The sequence below is a fragment of the Citricoccus sp. GCM10030269 genome (genome assembly GCF_042665635.1).
Taxonomy (GTDB): Bacteria; Actinomycetota; Actinomycetes; order Actinomycetales; family Micrococcaceae; genus Citricoccus.
Map to the genome: position 1 here is coordinate 128,434 of NZ_JBHTCV010000002.1, position 22,727 is coordinate 151,160.

The 22,727-nt window shown below is 67.0% G+C and carries 25 protein-coding genes; 12 read left to right on the forward strand and 13 right to left on the reverse strand.

Features of this window, described 5'->3' with window-relative positions; genetic code table 11:
* Window position 1 precedes the first annotated feature (1 nt).
* Genes ACFQQD_RS03630 through ACFQQD_RS03640 form a run of 3 tightly spaced genes read right to left on the reverse strand, consistent with a single transcriptional unit; the run spans window position 2 to window position 2,368 of the window.
* Complete coding sequence (locus ACFQQD_RS03630; protein ID WP_378086333.1) at window positions 2-328, reverse strand: CDGSH iron-sulfur domain-containing protein; 327 nt, start codon at window positions 326-328, stop codon at window positions 2-4.
* Window positions 321-1,292 (reverse strand): glycosyltransferase, encoded by a 972-nt coding sequence (locus ACFQQD_RS03635; protein ID WP_378086335.1) that lies wholly within the window; start codon window positions 1,290-1,292, stop codon window positions 321-323. The genes ACFQQD_RS03630 and ACFQQD_RS03635 overlap by 8 nt, the downstream gene beginning before the upstream one ends.
* On the reverse strand, window positions 1,289-2,368 hold the full coding sequence (locus ACFQQD_RS03640) for an iron-containing redox enzyme family protein (RefSeq protein ID WP_378086337.1): 1,080 nt from the start codon (window positions 2,366-2,368) through the stop codon (window positions 1,289-1,291). The genes ACFQQD_RS03635 and ACFQQD_RS03640 overlap by 4 nt, the downstream gene beginning before the upstream one ends.
* 184 nt (window positions 2,369-2,552) lie before the next feature.
* Here ACFQQD_RS03640 and ACFQQD_RS03645 point away from each other — a divergent pair, with 184 nt between their 5' ends.
* Window positions 2,553-3,296: an MBL fold metallo-hydrolase gene (locus ACFQQD_RS03645; RefSeq protein WP_378086339.1), complete on the forward strand. Its 744-nt coding sequence runs from the start codon at window positions 2,553-2,555 to the stop codon at window positions 3,294-3,296.
* 24 nt (window positions 3,297-3,320) lie between these two features.
* Here ACFQQD_RS03645 and ACFQQD_RS03650 read toward each other — a convergent pair whose 3' ends face one another.
* The gene (locus ACFQQD_RS03650; protein ID WP_378086341.1) at window positions 3,321-4,202 is read right to left on the reverse strand and encodes a manganese catalase family protein; all 882 of its coding nucleotides are present in this window, start codon (window positions 4,200-4,202) and stop codon (window positions 3,321-3,323) included.
* A gap of 303 nt (window positions 4,203-4,505) precedes the next feature.
* Between ACFQQD_RS03650 and ACFQQD_RS03655 the strand changes: the two genes are divergently transcribed.
* From ACFQQD_RS03655 to ACFQQD_RS03665, 3 genes are read left to right on the forward strand one after another with little or no spacing between them, the layout of a single operon-like run.
* Window positions 4,506-4,928: a DUF6098 family protein gene (locus tag ACFQQD_RS03655; protein ID WP_378086343.1), complete on the forward strand. Its 423-nt coding sequence runs from the start codon at window positions 4,506-4,508 to the stop codon at window positions 4,926-4,928.
* Entirely contained in the window at window positions 4,928-6,400 is a 1,473-nt protein-coding gene (locus ACFQQD_RS03660; protein ID WP_378086345.1) for a YdiU family protein, read from the forward strand. Before ACFQQD_RS03655 ends, ACFQQD_RS03660 begins: the two co-directional genes overlap by 1 nt.
* 43 nt (window positions 6,401-6,443) lie before the next feature.
* The gene (locus ACFQQD_RS03665) at window positions 6,444-7,016 is read left to right on the forward strand and encodes a hemerythrin domain-containing protein (protein WP_378086347.1); all 573 of its coding nucleotides are present in this window, start codon (window positions 6,444-6,446) and stop codon (window positions 7,014-7,016) included.
* A 31-nt stretch (window positions 7,017-7,047) separates the two neighbouring features.
* Here ACFQQD_RS03665 and ACFQQD_RS03670 read toward each other — a convergent pair whose 3' ends face one another.
* Window positions 7,048-7,581: a metallophosphoesterase family protein gene (locus ACFQQD_RS03670; protein ID WP_378086349.1), complete on the reverse strand. Its 534-nt coding sequence runs from the start codon at window positions 7,579-7,581 to the stop codon at window positions 7,048-7,050.
* Window positions 7,582-7,767: 186 nt separating this feature from the next.
* On the opposite strand from ACFQQD_RS03670, the gene ACFQQD_RS03675 reads away from it, so the two are divergent.
* The 3 genes from ACFQQD_RS03675 to ACFQQD_RS03685 are packed head-to-tail and all read left to right on the forward strand — an operon-like array spanning window position 7,768 to window position 11,250.
* Window positions 7,768-9,066 carry an O-acetylhomoserine aminocarboxypropyltransferase/cysteine synthase family protein gene (locus tag ACFQQD_RS03675; RefSeq protein WP_378086351.1) on the forward strand — a complete coding sequence of 433 codons (1,299 nt, stop codon included), beginning with the start codon at window positions 7,768-7,770 and terminating at the stop codon, window positions 9,064-9,066.
* A 50-nt stretch (window positions 9,067-9,116) separates the two neighbouring features.
* The gene (locus tag ACFQQD_RS03680) at window positions 9,117-9,578 is read left to right on the forward strand and encodes a CoA-binding protein (RefSeq protein WP_378087489.1); all 462 of its coding nucleotides are present in this window, start codon (window positions 9,117-9,119) and stop codon (window positions 9,576-9,578) included.
* Between the two features lie 43 nt (window positions 9,579-9,621).
* The gene (locus ACFQQD_RS03685; protein WP_378086353.1) at window positions 9,622-11,250 is read left to right on the forward strand and encodes a RecQ family ATP-dependent DNA helicase; all 1,629 of its coding nucleotides are present in this window, start codon (window positions 9,622-9,624) and stop codon (window positions 11,248-11,250) included.
* Window positions 11,251-11,650: 400 nt separating this feature from the next.
* Here the strand turns inward: ACFQQD_RS03685 and ACFQQD_RS03690 are convergent, their stop codons facing one another.
* From ACFQQD_RS03690 to ACFQQD_RS03710, 5 genes are all read right to left on the reverse strand, one after another.
* Window positions 11,651-12,190: a hypothetical protein gene (locus ACFQQD_RS03690; RefSeq protein ID WP_378086355.1), complete on the reverse strand. Its 540-nt coding sequence runs from the start codon at window positions 12,188-12,190 to the stop codon at window positions 11,651-11,653.
* 284 nt (window positions 12,191-12,474) lie between these two features.
* Window positions 12,475-13,770 carry an adenylosuccinate synthase gene (locus ACFQQD_RS03695; RefSeq protein ID WP_378086357.1) on the reverse strand — a complete coding sequence of 432 codons (1,296 nt, stop codon included), beginning with the start codon at window positions 13,768-13,770 and terminating at the stop codon, window positions 12,475-12,477.
* Window positions 13,771-13,926: 156 nt separating this feature from the next.
* Window positions 13,927-14,631: a thymidine kinase gene (locus ACFQQD_RS03700; protein ID WP_378086359.1), complete on the reverse strand. Its 705-nt coding sequence runs from the start codon at window positions 14,629-14,631 to the stop codon at window positions 13,927-13,929.
* A 21-nt stretch (window positions 14,632-14,652) separates the two neighbouring features.
* Complete coding sequence (gene catC, locus ACFQQD_RS03705; protein ID WP_378086361.1) at window positions 14,653-14,931, reverse strand: muconolactone Delta-isomerase; 279 nt, start codon at window positions 14,929-14,931, stop codon at window positions 14,653-14,655.
* A gap of 127 nt (window positions 14,932-15,058) precedes the next feature.
* Window positions 15,059-15,973: a LysR family transcriptional regulator gene (locus ACFQQD_RS03710; protein ID WP_378086363.1), complete on the reverse strand. Its 915-nt coding sequence runs from the start codon at window positions 15,971-15,973 to the stop codon at window positions 15,059-15,061.
* 211 nt (window positions 15,974-16,184) lie between these two features.
* On the opposite strand from ACFQQD_RS03710, the gene ACFQQD_RS03715 reads away from it, so the two are divergent.
* Genes ACFQQD_RS03715 through ACFQQD_RS03735 form a run of 5 tightly spaced genes read left to right on the forward strand, consistent with a single transcriptional unit; the run spans window position 16,185 to window position 20,668 of the window.
* On the forward strand, window positions 16,185-17,243 hold the full coding sequence (locus ACFQQD_RS03715; RefSeq protein ID WP_378086365.1) for a cyclase family protein: 1,059 nt from the start codon (window positions 16,185-16,187) through the stop codon (window positions 17,241-17,243).
* A gap of 8 nt (window positions 17,244-17,251) precedes the next feature.
* A complete protein-coding gene (locus ACFQQD_RS03720) occupies window positions 17,252-17,968 on the forward strand; it encodes an SDR family NAD(P)-dependent oxidoreductase (protein ID WP_378086367.1) in 717 nt (238 codons plus the stop codon).
* The gene (locus tag ACFQQD_RS03725; protein ID WP_378086368.1) at window positions 17,961-18,947 is read left to right on the forward strand and encodes a 3-hydroxyacyl-CoA dehydrogenase; all 987 of its coding nucleotides are present in this window, start codon (window positions 17,961-17,963) and stop codon (window positions 18,945-18,947) included. The genes ACFQQD_RS03720 and ACFQQD_RS03725 overlap by 8 nt, the downstream gene beginning before the upstream one ends.
* Window positions 18,944-20,323: a short-chain fatty acid transporter gene (locus tag ACFQQD_RS03730; protein ID WP_378086370.1), complete on the forward strand. Its 1,380-nt coding sequence runs from the start codon at window positions 18,944-18,946 to the stop codon at window positions 20,321-20,323. Before ACFQQD_RS03725 ends, ACFQQD_RS03730 begins: the two co-directional genes overlap by 4 nt.
* Before the next feature lie 48 nt (window positions 20,324-20,371).
* Complete coding sequence (locus ACFQQD_RS03735) at window positions 20,372-20,668, forward strand: YciI family protein (RefSeq protein ID WP_378086372.1); 297 nt, start codon at window positions 20,372-20,374, stop codon at window positions 20,666-20,668.
* A 39-nt stretch (window positions 20,669-20,707) separates the two neighbouring features.
* On the opposite strand, the gene ACFQQD_RS03740 is transcribed toward ACFQQD_RS03735, so the two are convergent.
* Genes ACFQQD_RS03740 through ACFQQD_RS03750 form a run of 3 tightly spaced genes read right to left on the reverse strand, consistent with a single transcriptional unit; the run spans window position 20,708 to window position 22,698 of the window.
* Window positions 20,708-21,928 (reverse strand): lactonase family protein, encoded by a 1,221-nt coding sequence (locus tag ACFQQD_RS03740; RefSeq protein WP_378086374.1) that lies wholly within the window; start codon window positions 21,926-21,928, stop codon window positions 20,708-20,710.
* Window positions 21,929-21,931: 3 nt separating this feature from the next.
* Complete coding sequence (locus tag ACFQQD_RS03745) at window positions 21,932-22,378, reverse strand: DUF3151 domain-containing protein (RefSeq protein WP_378086376.1); 447 nt, start codon at window positions 22,376-22,378, stop codon at window positions 21,932-21,934.
* A 29-nt stretch (window positions 22,379-22,407) separates the two neighbouring features.
* Window positions 22,408-22,698 (reverse strand): hypothetical protein, encoded by a 291-nt coding sequence (locus ACFQQD_RS03750; protein ID WP_378086378.1) that lies wholly within the window; start codon window positions 22,696-22,698, stop codon window positions 22,408-22,410.
* Window positions 22,699-22,727 lie beyond the last annotated feature (29 nt).

Here is a 22,727-nt window from a genome sequence, read left to right on the forward strand (position 1 = left end):
CCTAGGACGAGGACCGCCCACGCTTCGACTTCTCGAAGCCGATGCGCTTATGCGTGCCGTCGCAGAAGGGTTTGATGCCGGAGGATCCGCACCGGCACAGCGCCACGGTCCGGCGGCGCTGTTCCACGGGCTCCCCGTCTCCGTCGAGGATCTCCACCGGTCCCCTGACCAGCAAAGGACCTGCCGGGCAGACGGTGATCTGAACGACCTCGCCGTCCTGACGTGCGTCCTGTGGTGGGTCCGCTTCCGAGGCCTCGTCCACCGCCACACCCACCACTTCTGCCCACAAAACGTCGGCCGGGGGGACTTTCTCCGTCATCTCATCCATGGCGACTCCTCCGAAGAGAGTTGAGCGAGCTGGCGGCGTGCCGGAGACGACCACCCGCATAGGGAACTCCACCGCCGAGCCGCCACGCGACGGCGATCCACGCCGTGACCGCCCGTTCGGCCAACCAGATCGGCGCCCACCATGCGGCCGATCGCTCGTACACCGCACCACCGCCGTCCACTCGCCGTCCGCGCTCGGCCACGGCCACCGCGGCCGCCAGCCACACGAGATAGCCGGCCGGGCAGCGAGCCTGCAGCACCCAGGCGGGCAACAGCAGCAGTTCTGCTGCCAAGCGGGCGGGCTGAGCATGAGAGTCGTAGGCCTGACGCACACGCTGGCCCCAGAAGTGCCGCGCGGTCGGCGGCAGACGACGGACATACACCCCGCGCGCCCAATCCACCTGACCTCCACGGGCCATCACGGTGCGCACCAGTTCCAGGTTCTCGAACAGCACATCCGCCCGGTAGCCGTCGGCGATCAAGTCCCGACGCACAGCCAGCGTGCCGGGATAGTCCGCGGTGAAGGCTCGGTTGATCAGCGTCCGCGCGGTGTCCCAACGGGCGTGCCAGGTCAGCGGGCCGAAATGGTTCTGTGGAGCACAGAGCCCGGCTCGGTCCAACCGTGCCACCACCTCGGTGAGCTCCTCGAGCCCATAGCGGACGTCGTCGTCGGCGATGACCAGACGACCGCGGCCGGTGACCCGGATGCCGGTCAGCACGCCACCGACCTTCCCGTTGGGGGTGCTGGGCCCCTCCGGGGCCAGGTGGCGCACCAGCGGCGACCACAGGCGGTGGTGCTCAGCGAACACCTCGGCCTCGGACCCATCCACCACCACGACGTCGGCCCAGTGCCGCACCCGGTACAGATACTCCGTCATCTCGTCACGCTGGGCCCGTGACGTGTCCGCGTCCCAACGCAACGGCAGGATGTAGTCGACGTCCAGAGGCGGTGCCGTGGGCGTCATGCCAGCAGCGCCTCCGGCTCGGTCTCCGGCTCGGTCTCCAGGACGGTGCCCGGATCGGGCAGTGAGGCTGCGACGGGCACCGGCCTCAACAACGAGCTGCGCCCGGACTGCCAGGACTCCAGCTGCCACCGACCCAGCAGATCGTCCAGCAGGCAGGCACTCGCCGCGCCGAAGAAGACGTCATCGGCCAAGAGGGATTCCTGTTCGACCAGCGCACCGGCCAGGTCCCGCCCCGCGATCTGTTCGTGCACGGCGTCCGCCTCGACGTGCTCATCGAAGTAGTCGGTCACCGGGGAGGCGAAGCCCAGGCGGCGGAACCCCCGAGCGTACGAGGCATTGGGCAACGACGAGGTCATCTCGTACAGGGCGAGATGTCCGGCGATCGCCCCGCGCAGTCGGCGGTGCAGACCGAACAGGGACATGAGATTCACTGAGGCCAGGGACAGCGCCGGCGCCCAGTCCACATAGGCGCCAAAGCGCGGATCCAGTCCGAGCCCAGCCATCGTGCCGGCGAACAGTTCGGCGTGCATCCGGCCCGGCCGGCCGCCGCCGTACTCGTCGGCCTGGATCTCCACCAGGGCGGATTTGGGACGTCCGGTCAGTCGTGGGATGGCCCAGGTATGCGGGTCCGCCTCCTTGAGCTGGTACACCGACTTGTGGACGAGGAACTCTCGCGCCTGTTCCAGGTCCGCCGTCCGGCCGACGAAGTCCGACACCGACGGCCCGGAACCGCTGCCGGCCATCTCGAACAGGCGGTCGGCCACCTCTTGGGCCGAGCGGGGCATCTGCTCCCACGAGCCGTACTGCTCAGTCACACCACGGCGCAGCCGGGCCTCGAAGGCCGTCTCCATCTCGCGGCGGATCTCCAGCAGGCTCGGTTCCCACTCCCACCGGTCGTCCACACCGTTGATGCCGCCGTAGTGGAGTTCGTAGAGACAGAACAGGGCCAGTTGCAGGTCCTCGTCGTACAGGATGTCGTCCGAAGTCGACAGAGCCCGCCGGACGGCACGCGCCGTCGTCGTGAGCGGATTGTCCGCCGGGTACGACAGCAGATCAGCCCACAGGGAATACGTCACGGGTCCGCGGTGCAAGGGTAGACGCACGTCGAGTCTCCTCCTCAGGAAAACGCCACGGGTCGTTCCCTGACGTATGGTCCCCTGCAAGGAAAAGCTCGGGCCGGCACCGTGGACAGGGTGCTGCGCCTGTGAGGACAATAGCAATCCGGATACCATCTCGAAAGCCGGACCTCAGGGAGAAGCCATGCTGACCCAGAATGTTGTCCCGGGAGTGCATCAGATCGAGCACGCCCACGTGAACTGCTACCTGATCGAGGACGACGACGGCCTCACCCTCGTCGATGCCGGCCTGCCGGGCGTGTGGAATGAGTTGGGCCGGGCCATCCGCGCCGTGGGCCGCCGCCCCGACGACCTGAAGGCCCTGGTACTGACCCACGCACACTTTGACCATGTGGGAGTGGCACGGCGTCTGGTCCAGCGGCAGGGATTGCCGGTGTACGCCCATCCCGACGAACGCACTCTGGCCGCCCATCCGTACCGGTACGCCCATGAGCGTCCCGCCGCGGCCTACCCGCTGCAGCATCCCCGGGCGCTGCCGATTCTGGGCTCCATGGTGATGGCCGGTGCGGTGGCGGTCAGAGGGGTGGAGACCACCGAGGAACTCAGCGCGGAGACCATCGTGCCCGTCCCGGGGCGGCCACGGGTGATCCCGAGCCCGGGACACACCTTCGGCCATTGCGCCCTCCACCTGCCCGATCGAGACGTGGTGCTCACGGGTGACGCCCTGGTGACGCTGGATCCCTACACCGGCCAGACCGGGCCGCGCCTCGTCGCCCGGGCCGCCACAGCGGACAGTCAGGCGGCGATGCAGAGCCTGGACGCCCTGGCCGGCACCCAGGCCGGCACCGTGTTGACCGGCCACGGTCAGCCCTGGAGGGCGGGCATCGAGGACGCCGTCGAGGCGGCCCGGCAGCACGGCGCTGCCTGACCGCCCCGACGGCCGCTGGGTAACTTACTCCTTGTTCAGCTTGTCCTGGACCGTACCGGCCGTCTTCTCCACTGCGTTGGGCAGCTCGGTGGTGCCGTAGAAGCGGGAGTCGGGATGAGTGGGAGGGGGCATCGGCACACCGACCATCGGCTCGGACTGGTAGGTGAAGGTGCCCTTGCCGTCCGGCGTCGCGCCCGAGGCCCACCCACCGCGGTCCATCACCTGACCGTCGGAGAAGTTGAACGCGGTGTACGAGAATTCGGTGGCCTCCTTGGACTGCGGGAAGTTGCTCGGCGTCGGCATCTCCTCCAAGCCGTCCTCCTGCAGTTCACGGACCGCCGCCGCCCACTGGTTCTGGTGCATCGTGTCCCGGGCCAGCAGGAAGGACAACAGGTCGCGGATACCCGGGTCATCGGTCATGTGATACAGGCGGGCGACCTGCGTGCGTCCCTGCATCTCGGCGTTGAGATTCGAGGTCATGTCGGCCAGCAGGTTCCCACTGGCCGTGACGTACGAGCCGGACCAGGGATTGCCCATGCTGTCCACCGGGCGAGCTCCGGCCCCGGCCACGATCGCATGCTGCATGTCCGTTCCACCGATGACCGCGGCGACGGCCGGATCGTCCTGGATGGCGTTCTCCGTGATGCCCAGCGGAGCCTTCTCCAGCAACTGGGCCACCATGGTGGCGAGCATCTCCACGTGGCCGAACTCTTCTGCGGCCGTGCTGAAGAGCAGGTCGCGATACTTGCCCGGAATGTGGGCGTTCCAGGCCTGGAAGCTGTACTGCATCGCCACCGTGATCTCGCCGTACTGGCCTCCGATCACCTCCTGGAGTTTGCGGGCGTAATCGGCGTCGGGCTTTTCCGGGGTGGCGTTGTACTGGAGCTTCTGCTGATGGGTGAACATGCTGCGATCTCCTTTTCCTTGGGGCCGGCCGTGGAGACCGTCAACAGGCGTCGACGGCGACCGGAAACCACTCGTGGACAAAGATCACCATAATGACGCCCCGGGGCCGCTCCAAGGGTTGAACGCCGCAGATTCTCCGGCGGAAATCGACCGACGACGGGCAGAGGACGGGTCCTTCCGCGTCGGCGTTCGGGCTCCTAGCATGGTCCTTCTGACCCCGGAACACGTCAGCGCGAGTTCGTCGCCCGCTCGGCCGTCGTGTGCCACTCGGACGCCGGTCACAACCGAAGTAGGAGGAGCCCGATGCCCGCCGATATCCCTCTGGTCGGCTCTCTCGCCGAACTCGAGGAACTGATCCGGGAGGATCGCGATCTCTACCTCAGGTACTCAAAGGGGTACGACTCCGACCGTGAGGGCGGCAGCATGGACACCGAGAGCGGCCTGGAACTGCCGGGACTATCCGTCAACCCGCTGTGCCCGGAGCCCTGGTGGACCCGGCCCTGGACAGACTGGTTGGCCCGACAGCTGTGCCAGTACAAGCAACTCCATGAGAAGAACCCGGACCGGTTCGCGTGGGTCCTGCGGGGTGAAGCGACCGGCCGGGGGCCTGATTGCGAGCCACTGATGGCCAACGTGGAGCCGGTGGCCCGGATCGACGAATCCGTCCTGGACGAGGCAGAACGCACGTACCACGCGCGGTTCGACGCCGGTCAGGGCCCCGAGTGATGACTCCCCGCCTACAGGATGACTTCGCCGCAACCCTGCCAGAGCTGGCGATCCACTGGCGAGGTGAGGAGGTGGCGGACCCGAGCCTGTTGGTCCTGAATGAGCCGTTGGCCGCGCACCTCGGTCTGGACCCGGACTGGCTGCGCGGAACGGAGGGATTGCGATTCCTGACCGGCAATGACGTGCCGGCACCGGCGTCCCCCGTGGCCCAGGGATATGCTGGGCATCAGTTTGGCATCTACGTCCCCCGTCTGGGTGACGGCCGCGCGTTGCTGCTGGGTGAAATCACGGACGCCGACGGCCGGCTGCGGGATCTTCATCTCAAAGGCTCAGGCAGAACTCCGTTCGCTCGTGCCGGCGACGGGCTGGCCGCTGTCGGGCCCATGTTGCGGGAGTACGTGGTCAGCGAGGCCATGCACGCCCTCGGCATTCCCACCACCCGTGCCCTCGCCGTGGTGGGCACCGGCAAGACCGTACTGCGTGAAGGCGGTCCGTTGCCGGGGGCGGTCCTCGCCCGGGTCGCGTCGAGTCATCTGCGCGTGGGCAGTTTCCAGTACGCCCGGAGCCTTCCCGACCCGGAGGTGCTCCGCCGTCTGGCCGATCATGCGATCGATCGCCATCACCCGGACGCCGCAGAGTCGGAGCAGCCGTACCTGAGCCTGCTTCAGGACGTCGTGGCGGCGCAGGCCTCTCTGGTGGCGCAGTGGTTGCTGGTGGGCTTCGTCCACGGGGTGATGAACACGGACAACATGACGATCTCCGGCGAGACGATCGACTACGGGCCCTGTGCCTTCATGGATGCCTTCGACCGCGGAACCGTCTTCAGCTCCATCGACACCGGCGGGCGGTATTCCTATGGCAACCAGCCCGCCGTTGCGCAGTGGAACCTCACTCGGTTCGCCGAGACGCTGCTGCCCCTGCTGCACGATGAGCAGGACCAGGCGGTCGCCCTCGCCGAGGAAGCGTTGAGCGGCTTTCTTCCCCATTTCCGGGCCAGTTTCTCCGCGGGGATGCGCCGCAAGCTCGGTCTGCCGTCGGACTCAACCAGCGCGTCCGCTAGCGAGTCGGCCCAGGACGACGCCGGCCCACTCATCGATGACCTCCTGGCCCTGCTGCAACAGGACCGCGTTGATTTCACCGGGTTCTTCCGTGCACTGGGGGCCTCGGCTCGTGGTGATTCCGACCTGGTGCGGGCCATGTTCACCGACATTCCGGCCTTCGAGGACTGGGAGCAGCGGTGGCGGGAACTCGGTCCGGACCCCGAGGTGATGGACCAGGCCAACCCCGTCTACATCCCGCGCAATCATCTGGTGGAGGAGGCCCTCACCGCCGCTGCGGCAGGCGACATGGCACCTTTCGAGGGTTTGTTGGAAGCCGTCACCGACCCGTACCGGGAACGCCCCGGATGCGAGCGCTACGCCGAAGCACCACCGGAGGACTTCGGCGCATACCGCACGTTCTGCGGAACCTGAGTCCCAGCACCCCAGCACAGAACCCCGAAAAGGAGATCCACCGATGACACAGACCCAGCACCAGACCTCAGGTTCGGACGTCGTCGATGTCCTGACCACCGACCACCGTCAGATGCTCGAGCTGCTCGATCAGGTCCAGCGCACCGCGGACCCCTCCGAACGCCGGGACCTGGCCGATACGGTCATCGCCGAGGTCATGCGCCACTCGGTGGCCGAGGAGATGCACGTGTACCCCGTCATCGAGGAGCACGTGCCGAACGGAACCGAGGAGGTGGAGCATGACAAGAAGGAGCATGACGAGCTCGTCGACGTCATGAAGGAACTCGAAGGCGCGGATGCCGCCGACGCCGCCTTCCTCGACCTGGTCAAGCGCATGCAGGACATGCTGGACCACCACGTCCATGACGAGGAGGACGAGCAGTTCCCCAAACTCCGCGCCCACATCCCCGCCGAGAAGCTGCGGGAGCTGGGCACCAAGGTGGAGAAGGCCAAGGAGTTGGCGCCGACCCGCCCGCATCCGAACGCCCCGCATTCCGAGCTGTTCCACAAGACGGTGGGCGCCGGCGTCGGCATGGTGGACCGCCTGCGCGACCGGCTGACCTCACGGAACACCTAACTCGCGAACCCTGACTAGCTGTCTCCGGGCATCAGCGGCTGCGGTCCACGGGAACGAGCCGGACGTCGATGAGCCGACCGTTCACGGTCTGGGCCGTCATCAGGGTGCACTGGGGCTGGCGCCGCCGGTCCGTGGGCGAGCCAGGATTCAGCAACCGCAGTCCCGGGTTCGCCGTCTCGTCACCGGCCACGGTGTCCCAGGGGATGTGGCTGTGACCGAAGACGAGCACGTCGGCGTCGGAGAAGGCCGCGGCCATGCGCTTTTCGCGACCACGAGCCGGACCGGTCTCGTGCGTCATGGCGAACCGGATACCGCCGATCTCCACGCGCGCCGTCTCCGGGAGGCGCTCGCGCAGCTCTGAACCGTCGTTGTTGCCCCAGACACCCACCAGTCGACGGGCACGAGACTCCAGTTCGTCCAGCAGTTCCGGCACCTGCCAGTCACCGGCATGAAACACGACGTCGGCCCGGTGCACTTCCTGCCAGACCTGCGCGGGCAGCGCACGGGCTCGGCGAGGGACGTGAGTGTCTGCCAGGAACAGCAGGCGGAGAGGATCCTTGGACATGGCTCCGAGGGTATCGGTGGTCGCGGGTGGACTCGCCGTCGAGCTGACCGGCGGGCTCAACGTCCAGCCCGGGCGTAGCCGGGAGCAACACGCTTCGCTTTCCCGGCCGACGTCGTGAACAATGAAGCCAACCGCGGCCGGGCCCGCTCACGGCGACCGGCACCGCTTCTCGCTGGAAGGATTTTCGTGGCAGAACATCAGTTCGGCTTCCGCACTCGGGCGCTGCACGCCGGTGCCGTTCCCGACGCCGTGCACGGCTCCCGGGCCGTGCCGGTCCATCAGACCACCTCGTACGTCTTCGAGTCCGCTCAGGATGCGGCGAACCTGTTCGCGCTGCAGAAGTACGGCAACATCTACTCCCGCATCGGCAACCCCACGGTCGCCGCCTTCGAGGAGCGGATGGCGGCCCTGGAGGGCGGCATCGGGGCGGTCGCGACGGCGTCGGGCATGTCCGCGGAATTCGTCACCTTCGCTGCCCTGGCCGGAGCCGGAGACCACATCGTGGCCTCGTCCCGGCTGTACGGCGGCACCATCACCCAACTCGACGTCTCCCTGCGCCGATTCGGCATCGAGACGACCTTCGTGGATTCGACGGAAGCTGCCGATTTCGAGGCCGCCCTCCAGCCCAACACCAAAGCCGTCTACACCGAGATCGTGGCCAACCCCTCGGGGGAGATCGTGGACCTGCCCGGTCTGGCCCACGTCGCCCACGCCGCAGGCCTCCCGCTGGTGGTCGATTCCACCCTGACACCGCCCTACCTGATCCGGCCCTTCGACCACGGCGCGGACATCATCATCCATTCGGCCACGAAATTCCTGGGCGGGCACGGCACCACCTTGGGCGGCGTGGTCGTCGAGTCAGGCCGGTTCCCGTGGGACAACGGCAATTTCCCTTCGATGACCGAGCCCGTCCCGTCGTACGGTGGTGTCTCCTGGTGGGGAAACTTCGGCGAGTACGGCTTCCTCACCAAGCTCCGTTCCGAGCAATTGCGCGACTTCGGTCCGGCCCTGGCCCCAGCCTCCGCCCAGCAGCTCATGATCGGCGTCGAGACCCTCGCCCAGCGAATGGACGCTCATCTGGCCAACGCGCAGAAGGTCGCCGAATGGCTGGAGGCCGACGAGCGCGTGTCCTGGGTGAACTTCGCCGGACTCCCCTCCCACCCCCACCACGAGCGCGGACGAGAGCTGCTGCCGCTCGGCGTCGGGTCCGTGTTCAGTTTCGGGATCAGTGGAGACCGCGACGTCGGCGCCCGGTTCATCTCGAACCTGCAGTTGGCGAGCCACCTGGCCAACATCGGCGATGCCAAGACACTGGTCCTGCACCCGGCCTCCACCACGCACCAGCAGCTCACTGCCGAACAGCTGGTGTCCGCCGGCATTCCGGAGGACCTCATCCGGTTGTCTGTGGGCATCGAGGACGTTGACGATATCCTGTGGGACCTGGACCAGGCCCTCGAGGCCGCGACTACGGAGGACGCCACGTGAGTACCGCACTTCCCGACCGCACCTGGACCGGACCGTCCGCCCCCGAGCGGATGGGACTGCTGCGAGAGGCCAAGACCATCGCCATCGTCGGCGCCTCCGACAAGCCGGCGCGGGCGTCTTACTTCGTGGCGACGTACTTGAACAGTTCCACGACGTTCGAGCTGTATTTCGTCAACCCGATTCTGGCCGAGAAGGGGACGGAGATCCTGGGCCACCCGGTGTATGCCTCCCTGAGCGATCTGCCCGTGGTGCCGGACATCGTCGAGATCTTCCGCAAAGCCGCAGACACTCCGGCGATCGTCGAGGAAGCCCACGACGTCGGAGCGAAGACTGTCTGGCTGCAGTTGGGCATCTGGAATGAAGAGGCGGCGCAGTTGGCCGAGTCCTATGGCATGAACGCCGTCATGGACCGGTGCGTGAAGATCGAGCACGCTCGTTTCCACGGTGGCCTCAACCTGGCCGGCTTCAACACGGGCGTCATCTCCTCCCGGCGCCAACAGCTGGACCACTAGCCCTCACCAGGGAACCCGACGCACGGGAGATGAGGATCCTCCGATGACCGTTGACTCGCGTGACGCACACCAGTTAGCGCACGAGGTTTTTGGCTGGGAGGAGTTGCGCCCGCATCAGGACGAGGCCATCGAGGCGGCGGTGTCCAGCCGCGACGTGCTGGCGGTGATGCCCACCGGATACGGCAAGTCAGCGATCTACCAGCTCGCCGGTCTGCTCACCGAGGGCCCGTGCGTGGTGGTCTCCCCGTTGATCGCCCTCCAGGCCGATCAACGGGACGGCCTCAACGAGCTGACCGATCGCGCCCCGACCCGGGCGGTGGCCATCAACTCCTCCGGCACGGCCCGCCAACAGGAACGGGCGTGGGAGGCGGTGGACTCCGGAAAGGTCACCTTCGTCTTCATGACGCCCGAACAACTGGCCAAGGACGACGTTCTGGCTCGGTTGAAGGCAGCGGAACCGTCATTCCTGGTGGTGGATGAGGCCCATTGCGTCTCGGCATGGGGTCACGATTTCCGCCCGGATTATCTCCGTCTGGGCGCGGCTCGTCAGCGGATGGGGTCGCCGCCGGTCATCGCCCTGACCGCGACCGCATCGGCACCGGTGCGGGACGAGATCATCAGTGGGTTGCACCTGACGGATCCCCACGTCGTCGCCCTCAGTTACGACCGGCCCAATCTGCACTGGAGCGTCCAGCGCCATGCGGAGGACGGTGAGAAGGACCGGGCGATCGTGGAGCAGGTGGCCGGGATGCCGCGGCCGGGATTGCTGTACACCGCTACCCGCCGGGCCACCGAGGACTACGCACGGGACCTGGAGGAGCGCGGCTTGACGGCCCGGGCCTACCACGCCGGCCAGAAGGCCTCCGAGCGCGACGAGACGCTCGCCCTCTTCCTCCACGGTGAACTCGACGTGGTCGTGGCGACCAGCGCCTTCGGCATGGGCATCGACAAGGCGGATGTCCGCTTCGTGGTCCATGCCGACATCCCCGACTCCCTGGACACCTATTACCAGGAGGCCGGACGGGCCGGACGCGACGGCGAGCCGGCCGACGCCGTGTTGCACTACCGGAGCGAGGACTTGGGGCTGAGACGCTTCTTCACCTCGCACAGCGCGGACCCGGAGGTGATCGCCCCGGTGGTCCGTCAACTCCGGGAGGCCGACGGGCCGGTTCGGCTGACTCAGCTCAAGCGCACCGTGGAGGCCAGCGGACGCCGAGTGACCGCCGCGACGAATCTGCTGCAGGCGGCCGGCATCGTGCGTTCCACTCGTCAGGGTCTGACCCTGACCGAGGACCTCGAGGTGGAAGCCGCCGTCGAGCAGGCCGAACAGACTGCTGAGACGCACGAACGAATAGATCGCACCCGGATCGAGATGATGCGGGGCTATGCGGAGACCGACGACTGCCGCCGCCAGTACCTGCTGGGCTACTTCGGTGAGGAGTTGGAGAATCCCTGCGGCAATTGCGATTGCTGTGACGCCGGCACAGCCGTGGACCGGACCCATGATGATCCGGAGTTCCCGCTGCAGTCCGAGGTGGTCCACCGCGAAATGGGCTCGGGAATCGTGATGAGCGTCGAGGAGGATCGGCTGACCGTGCTCTTCGAGGATCACGGCTACCGGACGCTGTCCCGTGCGATGGTCCACGAGGAGGGCTTGCTCACGCGAGCCTGACGAGTAGTGCCGATGACAAGGCGAGACCCCGGGCTACCGGCTGCGGAGGGGAATCGCTGGCCGGACCCGGGGTCTCTGTCATCACTCGCACCTTCATCACTCGCACCTTGATGAGGCACTTTCAGCATAAGAGCCTGACATGGAGATCAGCCGGATAGCGCCTGTGCAATTGCTGATGATCTGAACGGGCCTCCGGACAAGGCCTGCAGCGCTTCCGGGCGTGGCAGTCCAGCGTCTCCGGACATGGCAGGGCCCCGGGTGATCCGGCTGCGTGAGGGGAACGCATCTGCCGGGCCCAGGGCCCTCTGTCATCACTCGCACCTTGATGAGGTGCTCCCAGAATAGAAAATTTGCTTGGTAGGACGCAGAGTGTTTCCTGGGAGATCACTGACAACATGATTCAGGACTTGAGCACGCCGGCCTTGACGTTCTTGGGCCGCTGCATCTCCCCGTGCTTAGCGCCAAGGACGACAACCGTTCCAGCAAGCACCGGGATAGTCCACTGCAATTGACGCAGCTGTTTCTGGGCCTGGGCCAGTTCGGGCGAGGCAGCGGTCCTGGGCTCCGTGGCTCCCTTGGCCCCCTCCTCGGACAACTCATCGACCTTCTTCCCCAGAACGCCCGCGTATAGGGTCACCGCAGCGCCGGCGACCGTGACACCAGCCTTAATCCACGTCCAACGCATGACCCCGTCTTGCTGGGAATAGCGCCCCTTGTTCTTCCACAGGATAGGGCCCCAGGTGGTCAGATGGGCTGCGAAGGCACCCGTCTGCACCGGAGCCCATCGCTTCCAGCCGAGGCTAGATAGACGAGTTCGTTCGGCGGGGTCTTGGGCCTGGGCGGTAGCACCGTTGAGTCCAACCGCGCCCATCAACGAACCACCGAACCAAGCAGCTGCAGTCAGGTCGTGAATGGAACGGGCAACGAGGTTTCCGGACATGGATGATCCTGCCTTTCGATTCGACTTCGCCGACGTCGTTCTGCACGCGCGTCGTCAACGTTTGGGGTAGCCCTTACGATGCCTTCTGAGCGCCCCGACGTAAAGACCTGCCGCGTGAACCGCCGTAGCCATGAGGGCGCTGTGCGAATCTGAGCTCAACCCGCGCGTGTGGAAACGACGCAACGGACATGCCCTGAGGCGAAACAAGGTCAGGCCCAGAGCGTGAGACTGTGCTCAGCAGAGCTGATGTCATGTGCGACACAGACAATGCCGATAGATCGAAGCTAGCCCTCGATGAGGTCGCGGACCTGGACCACCTGGTCGCGGCCGGGGCCCACGCCGACAGCGGAGATCTGCGTGCCGGACATCTTCTCCAGGGCCAGGACGTAGTCGCGGGCGTTGGCGGGCAGGTCATCCAGGGTTCGGGCGCCGGAGATGTCCTCAGTCCAGCCCTCAAAGTGCTCGAAGACGGGCTCGGCATGGTGGAAGTCCGTCTGGGTCATGGGCATCTCGTCATGCCGCACACCGTCGACGTTGTAGGCCACGCACACCGGGATCTGTTCGATTCCGGTGAGCACGTCGAGCTTGGTCAGGAAGTAATCGGTGAACCCGTTGATCCGCGTGGCATAGCGGGCCATGACCGCGTCGTACCAGCCGGTGCGGCGCGCGCGTCCGGTGTTCACGCCGAACTCCCCGCCCACGGTGCGCAGCCTGGCGCCCATGCCGTCGTCGTCGAACAATTCGGTGGGGAACGGCCCGGCGCCCACGCGCGTGGTGTAGGCCTTGATGATCCCGATGGTGCGGGTGAAGCGAGTGGGGCCGATGCCGGCGCCGACGGAGGCTCCGCCGGCCGTCGGGTTGGATGAGGTCACGAAGGGGTAGGTGCCGTGGTCCACGTCCAGGTACGTGGCCTGGCCGCCCTCCATGAGCACGACCTTGTCCTCGTCGAGGGCGTCGTTGAGCAGGATGGTGGTGTCCACGACCATCGGGCGCAGGCGCTCGGCGTAGGACAGGAGGTACTCGGCGATCTCGTCCACCGTGATCGCGCGACGGTTGTAGAGCTTGACCAGCAGCTCGTTCTTCTGCCGCAGAGCGCCCTCGATCTTCTGCCGCAGGATCGATTCGTCGAAGATGTCCTGGACCCGGATCCCCAGACGGCCGACCTTGTCCATATACGTGGGGCCGATGCCACGACCGGTGGTGCCGATGGCGCGCTTGCCGAGAAAGCGCTCGGAAACCTTGTCCATGGTCTGGTGATACGGAGCCACCAAGTGCGCGTTGGCCGAGATCTTCAAGTGGTCGCAGCGTTGACCCCGCGACTCCAGACCGTCGATCTCCTCGAAGAGCGCCTCGAGGTTGACCACCACGCCGTTGCCGATCACCGGGATGGCGTTCGGAGACAGGATGCCAGCGGGCAGCAGCTTGAGTTCGAACTTCTCCCCGCCGACGACGACCGTGTGCCCGGCGTTGTTGCCGCCGTTGGGCTTGACGACGTAGTCCACGCGGCCGCCCAGCAGATCGGTGGCCTTGCCCTTGCCCTCGTCGCCCCACTGGGCGCCGACGATCGCGATTGCTGGCATGAGTGCATCTCTCCTGAGCAGGCCCCCTGGGGGACCGGGGCGACCCTTGACATGGAAAACGCCCCCGGTGACCGTTCCAACGGTTCACTGCCGTGCGGTGCATCACACGAGGGCCTTACAACGGCATTTTACCAGCCCGGCTGACAGCGCCAGCGGCTAACCCAGCCGTCCGCCAGACTCCTGGAGGTAGCAGACCGCGCACAGGGATTCATACGTGACCTCCACGCCGTCGATCGCCACTTGGTCGCCCTCGAAGATGAACCGCTCGCGACGGGGCGCGGCCACACCGGAGCTGGCCTCAGTACTGGCGCCTGAGCCGACGTCGGGCTCCGCCGGGGTGTCCACCACCTTGCGGGTGTTGAAGATGGCCTTGCGCCCACACCGGCAGATGGTCTTGAGCTCCTCGAGCGAGTGCGCCAGCTCCATCAGCCGGGCCGAACCGGGGAAGGACGCCGTCCGGAAATCGGTGCGAATCCCATAGGCCATCACCGGCACGTTCTCCACGACGGCGATCCTCAAGAGGTCGTCCACCTGCCGGGGCTCGAGGAACTGGGCCTCGTCGACCAGCAGGCAGGCGACCGGCTTCACCTCCGCCTCGACGTGCTGGATCAGCGCCGTGGGGTCATCACCGAGGGCCTGCTGGCGGAAGAGTTCCATCAGGTCGGCTCCCGGGGGAATGAGGAAGTCCACGGCGCGGGTCACCCCGAGCCGCGAAACGATCTGGCCCTCACCCTTGGAATCGACCTGCGGCTTGGCGAGCAGCACGCGCTGGCCGCGTTCCTCATAGTTGAACGCCGCCTGGAGCAGACCGGTGGACTTGCCGGAGTTCATCGCCCCGTAGCGGAAGTAGAGCTTGGCCATGGCCGAGGCGATCCAGCCGCGCTACTTGATCGCGTTCGGGTGCTTCGCCAGCGGCGTCACCGAGATGCTCATGTACGGATACATGGGAAAGCCGCTGAGGATGGTGTGCAGCTCATCGTTGTCGGCGACGTCGTAGACGGAGTAATTGGCGTACTCGCCGACCACTCGCCAGATGTCCCGCATCCGTCCCTCAGCCTGCAGGTTGCCCGAATACTCCTTCTCGCGGGCCATCAGCTCGGCCTTGGCCTCATCCGACATGGAGTCGGGGAAGGTCACGTCCATCCGTGCCAGAAACAGCATTGCGTCGCCTCCATGCGGTGGTCTGCGGTCGAGCGTCGAGAGTTCGAGGAGTTCAAAGGGTCACCCCCCCGTTCGTTTTGCGGGCAGAAAACACCGGTTCGTTCTGCCCGCAAAGTGGGAAAGTGGGTCAGTCCAGGATGATACCTGCCGGGGCGACGGGTTCCGGATGGAGGCCGGCCAGCACGCCCAGGACGGCCTCGGTGGCTCGGGTCGGCTTCCGGCGGTGCAGCAGCGTGGCCGTCAGGTACCGAGCAGGCCCGGCCACCGGCACCAGTTTGAGACCCGGCGTCTCCACATGGGAGACGGAGGAGATCGTCAGTGTGATGCCCACACCGGCCGCCACCAACCCCAGGATGGTGTACGAGTCCGGTGCCTCCTGCACGATCCGCGGCGTGAAGCCGGCTTGAGCGGCCAGTCGCAGGCCCATGTCCCGCACCGTCGAGCCCTGTTGCCCCGGGAACATCACCCACGGGGCGTGCTCGAGGTCCCTGATCTTGATCTCGTCCTGCGCGGCCAGACGATGGTCGGACGGCACCCCGACCAGAACGCGTTCATACTCGAAGACCCGATCCCTCAATCCCGAGTAGGTCAGCGGACGGCGGCCGAACGCGATGTCCAGATCCCCGGCGGCCACCAGTGACGGAGCGGAGCCGGCATAGACCATGGACCGGAGCTGCAGATCGACCCCGGGAGCCTCACGACGCACCGCGCGGGCAATGCCGGGCAACCACGGCCTCGACGACGCTCCGGCGTACCCCAGCGTCACCGAGCCGAGGACCGGGGTGCCGTCTTGCTGCGCCGCCCGGGCCACCAGCCGCATCGATTCCACGGCTCGACGAGCGTGAGGCAGTGACGCCTCACCGGCCGCGGTCAGCTTCACGGCCCGAGTGGTGCGCTCCACGAGTGGTTGACCGAGCTCGCTCTCCAGCTTGCGGATCCATTGGCTGACCAGCGGCTGAGCCACTCCGAGTCGCTCGGCCGCTCGAGTGAAGTGCAGTTCGTCGGCCAACATCACGAAGGCCTGAACCATCTTGAGGTCCATTCCACCGCCTCACTCCCTCGGCTCTCCCCGCCGATATCGCCCACGTTTCATTAGCTCCTCGCATGAAACTATCCCGGATCCATCTTGGACAGAAGTGAGAGTCATAGGGACCATGGTCAGATGTGGGTCGCGTCACGCGCTGCCGTGCCGCCGTTCACGTTCGTTCCGCCGTCCAGCACCCCACCTGCACATCTGATCGAGAGGTAGTCCCATGGATGAGTCACAGCCGGCCCGGTGGCGCCACCGCCCGGAGCCCTCCACCTGGGGCGACTTCGGACCGGACGATGCTCTCGGGCGGATGAATCTGCTCACGCCGGACAAGGTCACCGAAGGACTGGCCGAGGTCCGCGAGGGCCGCGCCTTCACGCTGGGACTGCCGCTGACGCTTCCCGGCGGAAACTCTCTGAACCCGAACCGCCTTCCGCCCATTCGCCGGCCCAATCTCCGTCAGGGCGCTCCCAACGTGAATTGCCGGATGGAAGCCCTCTCCCCCGGTTCCTCGGACGTGATGAACGACGACCTCGTGGTCCTGCACCATCAGTACTCCACCCAGTGGGACGCGCTCGTGCACGTCGGCTCGATGTTCGACGCCGACGGCGACGGCCAACCCGAGCCGGTCTACTACAACGGCTACCGGGCCGGCGTCGAGGTTCTGGGCCCCACAGACGCAGAGGACTGCGGAATCCCCGGTCCTGGCGGAGGCACGACGTCGGACCTCGGCCCGGTGGGCATCGGCACCATGGCCTCGCATCCGGTGCAGGGCCGGGCGGTGATGATCGACGTCGCCCACCACCTGGGCACGTCTGGGCAGGTCGTCGGATTCGACCAACTGCGCGGCATCATCGACGCGGACGGCATCGACGTGCGTCCCGGCGACATCGTCACCCTCCACACCGGCTACGCCCAACGCGTGTTGGAGATGGGCGGTGACCCGGATCCCGAGGTGCTGCACCACTACGGCGCCGTGCTAGATGGCCGCGATCAGGACCTGCTGAACTGGATCACCGACTCCGGCATCGCCGCCATCGCCGCGGACAACTACGCCGTGGAGCTTTACCCCGCCGCCCCGGCCGAGGCGCCGGCGTCCATCCTGCCCTTGCACGAGCACTGCCTGTTCAAGCTGGGCATCCACCTGGGCGAGCTCTGGTATCTCACCGAGCTGGCCGGGCACCTCCGCACGGCCGAGCGCACCGCTTTCCTGCTGACGGCGCCCCCGCTGAATCTGCCGGGCGCCTCCGGCTCACCGCTCAATCCCATCGCCACTGTCTGAGGAGTTCTGTGTACGAGTCCCCCACCGCTGAACGGGTCCTGGTGACCGGCGGATCCCACGGCATCGGAGCCGCCATCGTGGACCGCTGCCGCCGGGACGGCTATCAGCCCGTCATTCTGGACCGCGAAGGCGACGACGCCCTTCACTGCGATCTCTCTGATCCGATCTCCACCGCCGCGGCCCTCCGGCGAGCGCTGGCCGACGGCCCCATCACCCGCCTGGTGAACAACGTCGGCGCCGTGTTCCCGAACTCCGTCGCCGACCAGGATCTGGCTCAGTTCGATGCGGCCGTTGCCCTGAATCTGCGCAGCGCACTGCAGTGCATCCGCGCCCTGCTGCCCGGCATGCGGGAGGCCGGCTTCGGCCGGATCGTCTCGATGTCCTCCCGCGCCGCACTGGGCAAGGAACTCCGAGCGGCCTATGCGGCCACGAAGGCCGGCCTGATCGGCCTCACTCGCGTGGTCGCCCTGGAAGAGGGCCGTCACGGCATCACCGCCAACGCGATCGGCCCGGGGCCCATCGCCACGGATCTGTTCACAGCCGCCAACCCGGCGGAGTCGCCCAAGACTCGGGCGATCGTCGAGTCGGTGCCCGTGCAGCGCATGGGCACAGCCGAGGATGTGGCCCACGCGGCCTCCTACCTGCTGGACAGTCGCAGCGGCTTCGTCACCGGGCAGACCCTGTACGTCTGCGGCGGCCTGACCGTAGGACGCGCCGATGTCTGACAAGACTGCACATACTGCCCAGGACACCGAACCCATCGCCATCGTCGGCGGTGGATCCATCGGCGTGGCCTTCGCCCTGGTCTTCGCCCGGTCCGGCCACCCCGTCACCCTGACGGATCCCGACGCCGGCCGGCGCGAGGCCATCCCGGCCGAGCTGAGGGCCAAACTCGCCCCACTGGACGAGGCGGGACTGCTGGAGGAGGCACCCGCGACGATTGCGGCACGCGTCTCCGTCGAGGCCGACGTCGCCACCGCGGTCGCCGGAGCCGCCCTGGTCCAGGAATGCGTTCCCGAACGGCTCGACCTCAAGCGCGCCGTCGTCGCCCAGCTGGCCTCGGTCACCGGTCCGGACACCGTCCTGGCCAGTTCCTCCTCGGCCATTCCCGCCTCCCAGTCGGCTGAGGGGTTGGCGGCGGCGGACCGCGTTCTCGTCGCCCACCCGGGCAATCCCCCGTTTCTCCTGCCCGTGATCGAACTGGTGCCGTCCACCCACACCCGGCCGGATGTCGTCGGGAAAGCCCATCGGTTGTATGCCGGGGCGGGGATGTCCCCGGTGACCGTGGCCCGGGAAGTGGAGGGTTTCCTGTTCAACCGACTCCAAGGGGCCGTGCTGCGTGAGGCTTACGCGCTCGTGCGCGACGGCGTGGCCACGGTGGAGGACATCGACACGGTCGTCCGTGACGGACTCGGCCGCCGCTGGTCCTTCATGGGACCCTTCGAGACCGCCGACCTGAACACCCGTGGCGGCATCGCCTCGCACGCCGAGAAGATGGGCCCGGCCTACGAGCGCATGGGGGCCGAACGGGGCCAGCACGATCCCTGGACTCCAGAGCTCGTGCAGGAGGTCGAACGCCAACGCCGAGCAGTCCTTCCCCTGGACCAGTGGGAGGAACGCGTGGCCTGGCGGGACCGCCGCCTCATCGAACTGCTACAGATCAACAACACCGTCTCCACCACCAACCCGAAAGAGGGACCATGACCGCAACAACCTCACGGCCCCAACCGGCCAAAAAGGGCAATATCCTCGACCGGATCGCCGGGTTCTTCACGAACCTGATGGACAAGTACCTACCGGATCCGCTGGTCATCGCCATCATGCTGACCGGACTGACCATGATCCTGGCGATCCTGTTCCAGGGCTCCTCACCCCTGGAGACCGTCCAGTATTGGGGTGGCGGCCTCTGGGACCTGCTGGAGTTCACCATGCAGATGACGGTGGTGCTGCTGGCCGGCTACATCGTCGCCAAGACCCCGCTGGTCGACCGGTTGCTGGACATGCTGACCGCCCGCATCACCTCGCCGCACATGGCGATCGTGGTCGCCACCCTGGTCGGCGGCATCGGCAGCTGGCTCAACTGGGGCTTCGGGCTGGTGATGGGCGGGATCGTCGCCCAAAAGCTGGCCATGAACGTCAAGGGTCTGCACTATCCCCTGGCGATCGCCGCCGGCTACTCGGGCTTCGCCGTCTACGGCATCGGCCTGTCCGGCTCCGTGCCTCTGCTGATCGCCACGGAGGGTCACTTCCTCCAGGACCAGATCGGCATCATTCCCCTGGCCGAGACGGTCTTCTCCCCGTACCTGCTGCTGACCAACCTGGCCGTCATCGTGCTGTTGCCTCTGTTCAACATGGCGCTGCACCCCAAGGATCCAGCCAGGATCAAGGAGATGAAGCCAGACACGGCCCCGGTGGACGCCCCGGTGACGGCTCTCGACCAGCGCACCAGCCTGGCCGCGAAGCTGAACAACAGCCCCGTGATCGGTATCGCCATCGGCCTGATCGCCCTGGTCTACGCCGTCAACTACTTCTTCCAGGGCGGGACCCTGAACCTGGACGCCGTGAACTTCATGTTCCTGTTCATCGGCATCATCCTGTTCGCCCGCCCGTCCGCCTTCCTCGCGGCCGTGAACGACGGCGTCAAGATCGTCGCCGGCATCATCGTCCAGTACCCGTTCTACGCCGGCATCATGGGCATCCTGGTGGGCTCGGGTCTGATGGTCTCCTTCGCCGACTGGTTCGGCAGCTTCTCGACCGCTGAGACGCTGCCGTTCTGGTCCTTCATCTCCGGCGGAGTCATCAACCTGCTCGCCCCGTCCGGCGGCGGGCAGTGGGCAGTCCAGGGCCCGGTCATGATGGAGGCCGCGCAGTCCCTGGGCGCCAATCCGGCGGCCACGGCGGTCGCCGTGCAGATCGGCGACCAGTGGACCAACATGGTCCAGCCGTTCTGGATCCTGCCCGTGCTGGCCATCTCCGGCCTGAAGTTGCGGGACGTCATGGGCTACATGGTGCTCATCCTGGTGTTCCTGGGCATCATCTTCACCCTGTCCGTGCTCCTCTGGGGCTTCCTGACCGTCTGAGTCGTCTACATCATCTGAGATGCCGGACATCACTGGAGAGGACGCACCATGCCGTACATGATCGAAACCTATGACGCTCCTGAGCGCGCTCACGTGCGTCAGGAGCGGTACGCCGAGCATCTCGAGTTCCTGGCCGAGCATGCCCAGCTGCTGTTGGCCTGTGGCGCCAAGCTCGCGGACGACGGCACCCATGCCGAGGGCGGGATCTACCTCGTGGACCTGGAGACCCGCGAGGAGGCCGAGGCGTTCATCGCGCGCGACCCGTTCTCCCGGGGCAACCTGTTCCGTGACGTGGTGATCCGGCGCTGGCGCAAGGCCTACCTGAACGGGGAGTGCTTCCTCTAGCGGAGGCCCTGCGAACTCCTGACCACAGCCGACCGGAGATCAGGCGCTCGGCAGCAGGAATCCGGGCCGGCGTAAGGTCACGCGCCCGGCCGGCCGGCCCGGGATGCCGTCCCGGTCCAGCGGCAGCCCGACGACGGCGTCCCCGCGCTCCAGCGCAACCAACAGCGTTCCGTTCTCACCGAACTCAGCCAGTGCGATGTGCCGTGGCCAGTTGCCACCGCACGGGACCTCGGCGATGAGTTCGGGAGGACCGGCCCGCCGGATGACCCCGATGGTGTTGCGTCCGCGATTGGCGACATAGATCAGGTGGTGATCCGCGGACAACACCAGATGGGACGGTTGGTTGTCCTGCGTCGTCTCCGGGTCGGCGTCGGGAGCGTGGGTCGGCACGATGGCGACTTCCTGGAGCTCCTCTCCGAGATCCAGGATGTGCAGCCGCGAGTCCAGTTCGCCCACGACGGCGAGGTGCTGGGCGTCGATCCCGGCGTCCGGCAGCGGCGGGAGGACGGCGAGGTGACGTGGTCCGGTCCCAGCCGGAAGGGGGTGCACGGCAACCGGTTCGACGTGGACGGCGGCGGCAAGAGCACCGTCAGCGTCGACTGCACCGGAATCTCCCCTCTTGTCCGCCGCGGCGGCGCGAAGGGCAGCGATCGAATACTCCAGCATGCGGTCGGCACCGAGGTCCGTGACCAGGAGTCGGTCGTCGTCGAGGAACAGGACGAAGTGCAGGTGCGGTGCCTCCTGGCGGGACGGCACCGGCCCCGAGCCGGACGGCGCCTGGACCGCCACCGGATCGCCGAGCAGGCCGTCCTCGAGCACCGAAGCGATGGTCAGGGTTCCGGAGCCGTAGGAGGCGGCGGCCAGCCAGTCGCCAGCCGGATTGAGGTCCGCATGGCAGGTGAAGGAGCCACCGGCGGCGATCCGCTGGGAGGCGACCCAGCCGACGTCGTGCTGGGGTGACCGCTGATGATCCTCGGCCGGAGACAACACGGCCACGGCCCCCTCTTCCAGGTGCAACGCGGCGTAGAGCCATCCCGCGGAGGGCGTGCCCGGGCGGCCACGCACGAGCCAGGACGCGGCGTCCGGACCCGTGCCGGCCAGGACCTCTGGATCCTCCGGCCAGCCGGTCGTGGCGATCAGTCCGCCGGAAGCCGGCAACAACGGCTCTGCGCTGCCCGGCTCATTGAAGGTGCCGACGAGGACGGTCCCGACTGAGGAGGGGGTTGCGCCGGCTGGGCTACCCGCAGACGTCGTGGTCACCGGTCAGCCCTCCGTGGTCCGGTTCGTGGACAGCAGCTCTGCCGCAGTGGGATCGGCGTCTTTCAGCAGGGCGTCGATGCGTTCGACCTCGTCACCCTCGCCGATCGCGGCGGAAGCCTGGCCGAGGAGGAACAGGGCGCGGAGAAAACCGCGGTTGGGCTCATGGCTCCACGGCACCGGACCCGCGCCGCGCCACCCCGCTCCGCGCAGAGCGTCCAGACCCCGGTGGTAGCCGACCCGGGCGAAGGCATAGGCCTCGATGGTGCGTCCCTCGCTCCAGGCGTCCTCGGCCAATAGGGCCCATGCCAACGAGGACTTCGGGAATCGGACGGCAAGGTCCTCGGGCACGTCACCGGCCTCGATCCGAGCCAGAAGTTCAGGCTCCTCGGGCAGTCGGGTCGGGGCCGGTTCCATCAGGTTCTTGCCGACGATCGAGGGATCAGAGGTCATGGTGCTCCTTGTTCGTGATGGTGTTCCGGTCACTCGTCGTCGAGGCCGAGGTCCTTGGCCTGGCGCTCCCAGGCATCGTGCTCACTGTCCCGCAGTTCGCGCTTCTCCACACGGGCCTCGAGACGGTCGATGCGCCGTTCGACCTCCGGACGCACTTGACCCGTTTCGAGGGCCTCGATGCGCTTCTGGAGGTCTTCGAGTCTCTTCGGGTCACCGTCTTTATCCGACCCGGGAAGGGGCCTGCCGGTGATCATGCTCAGGATGTTGAGGCCGCCCCAGACCAGGATGGCGATGATGGCGATCCACGCGAACCACGGCATGGGAGGTTCCTTCCGTTGAGCCGGCCCGG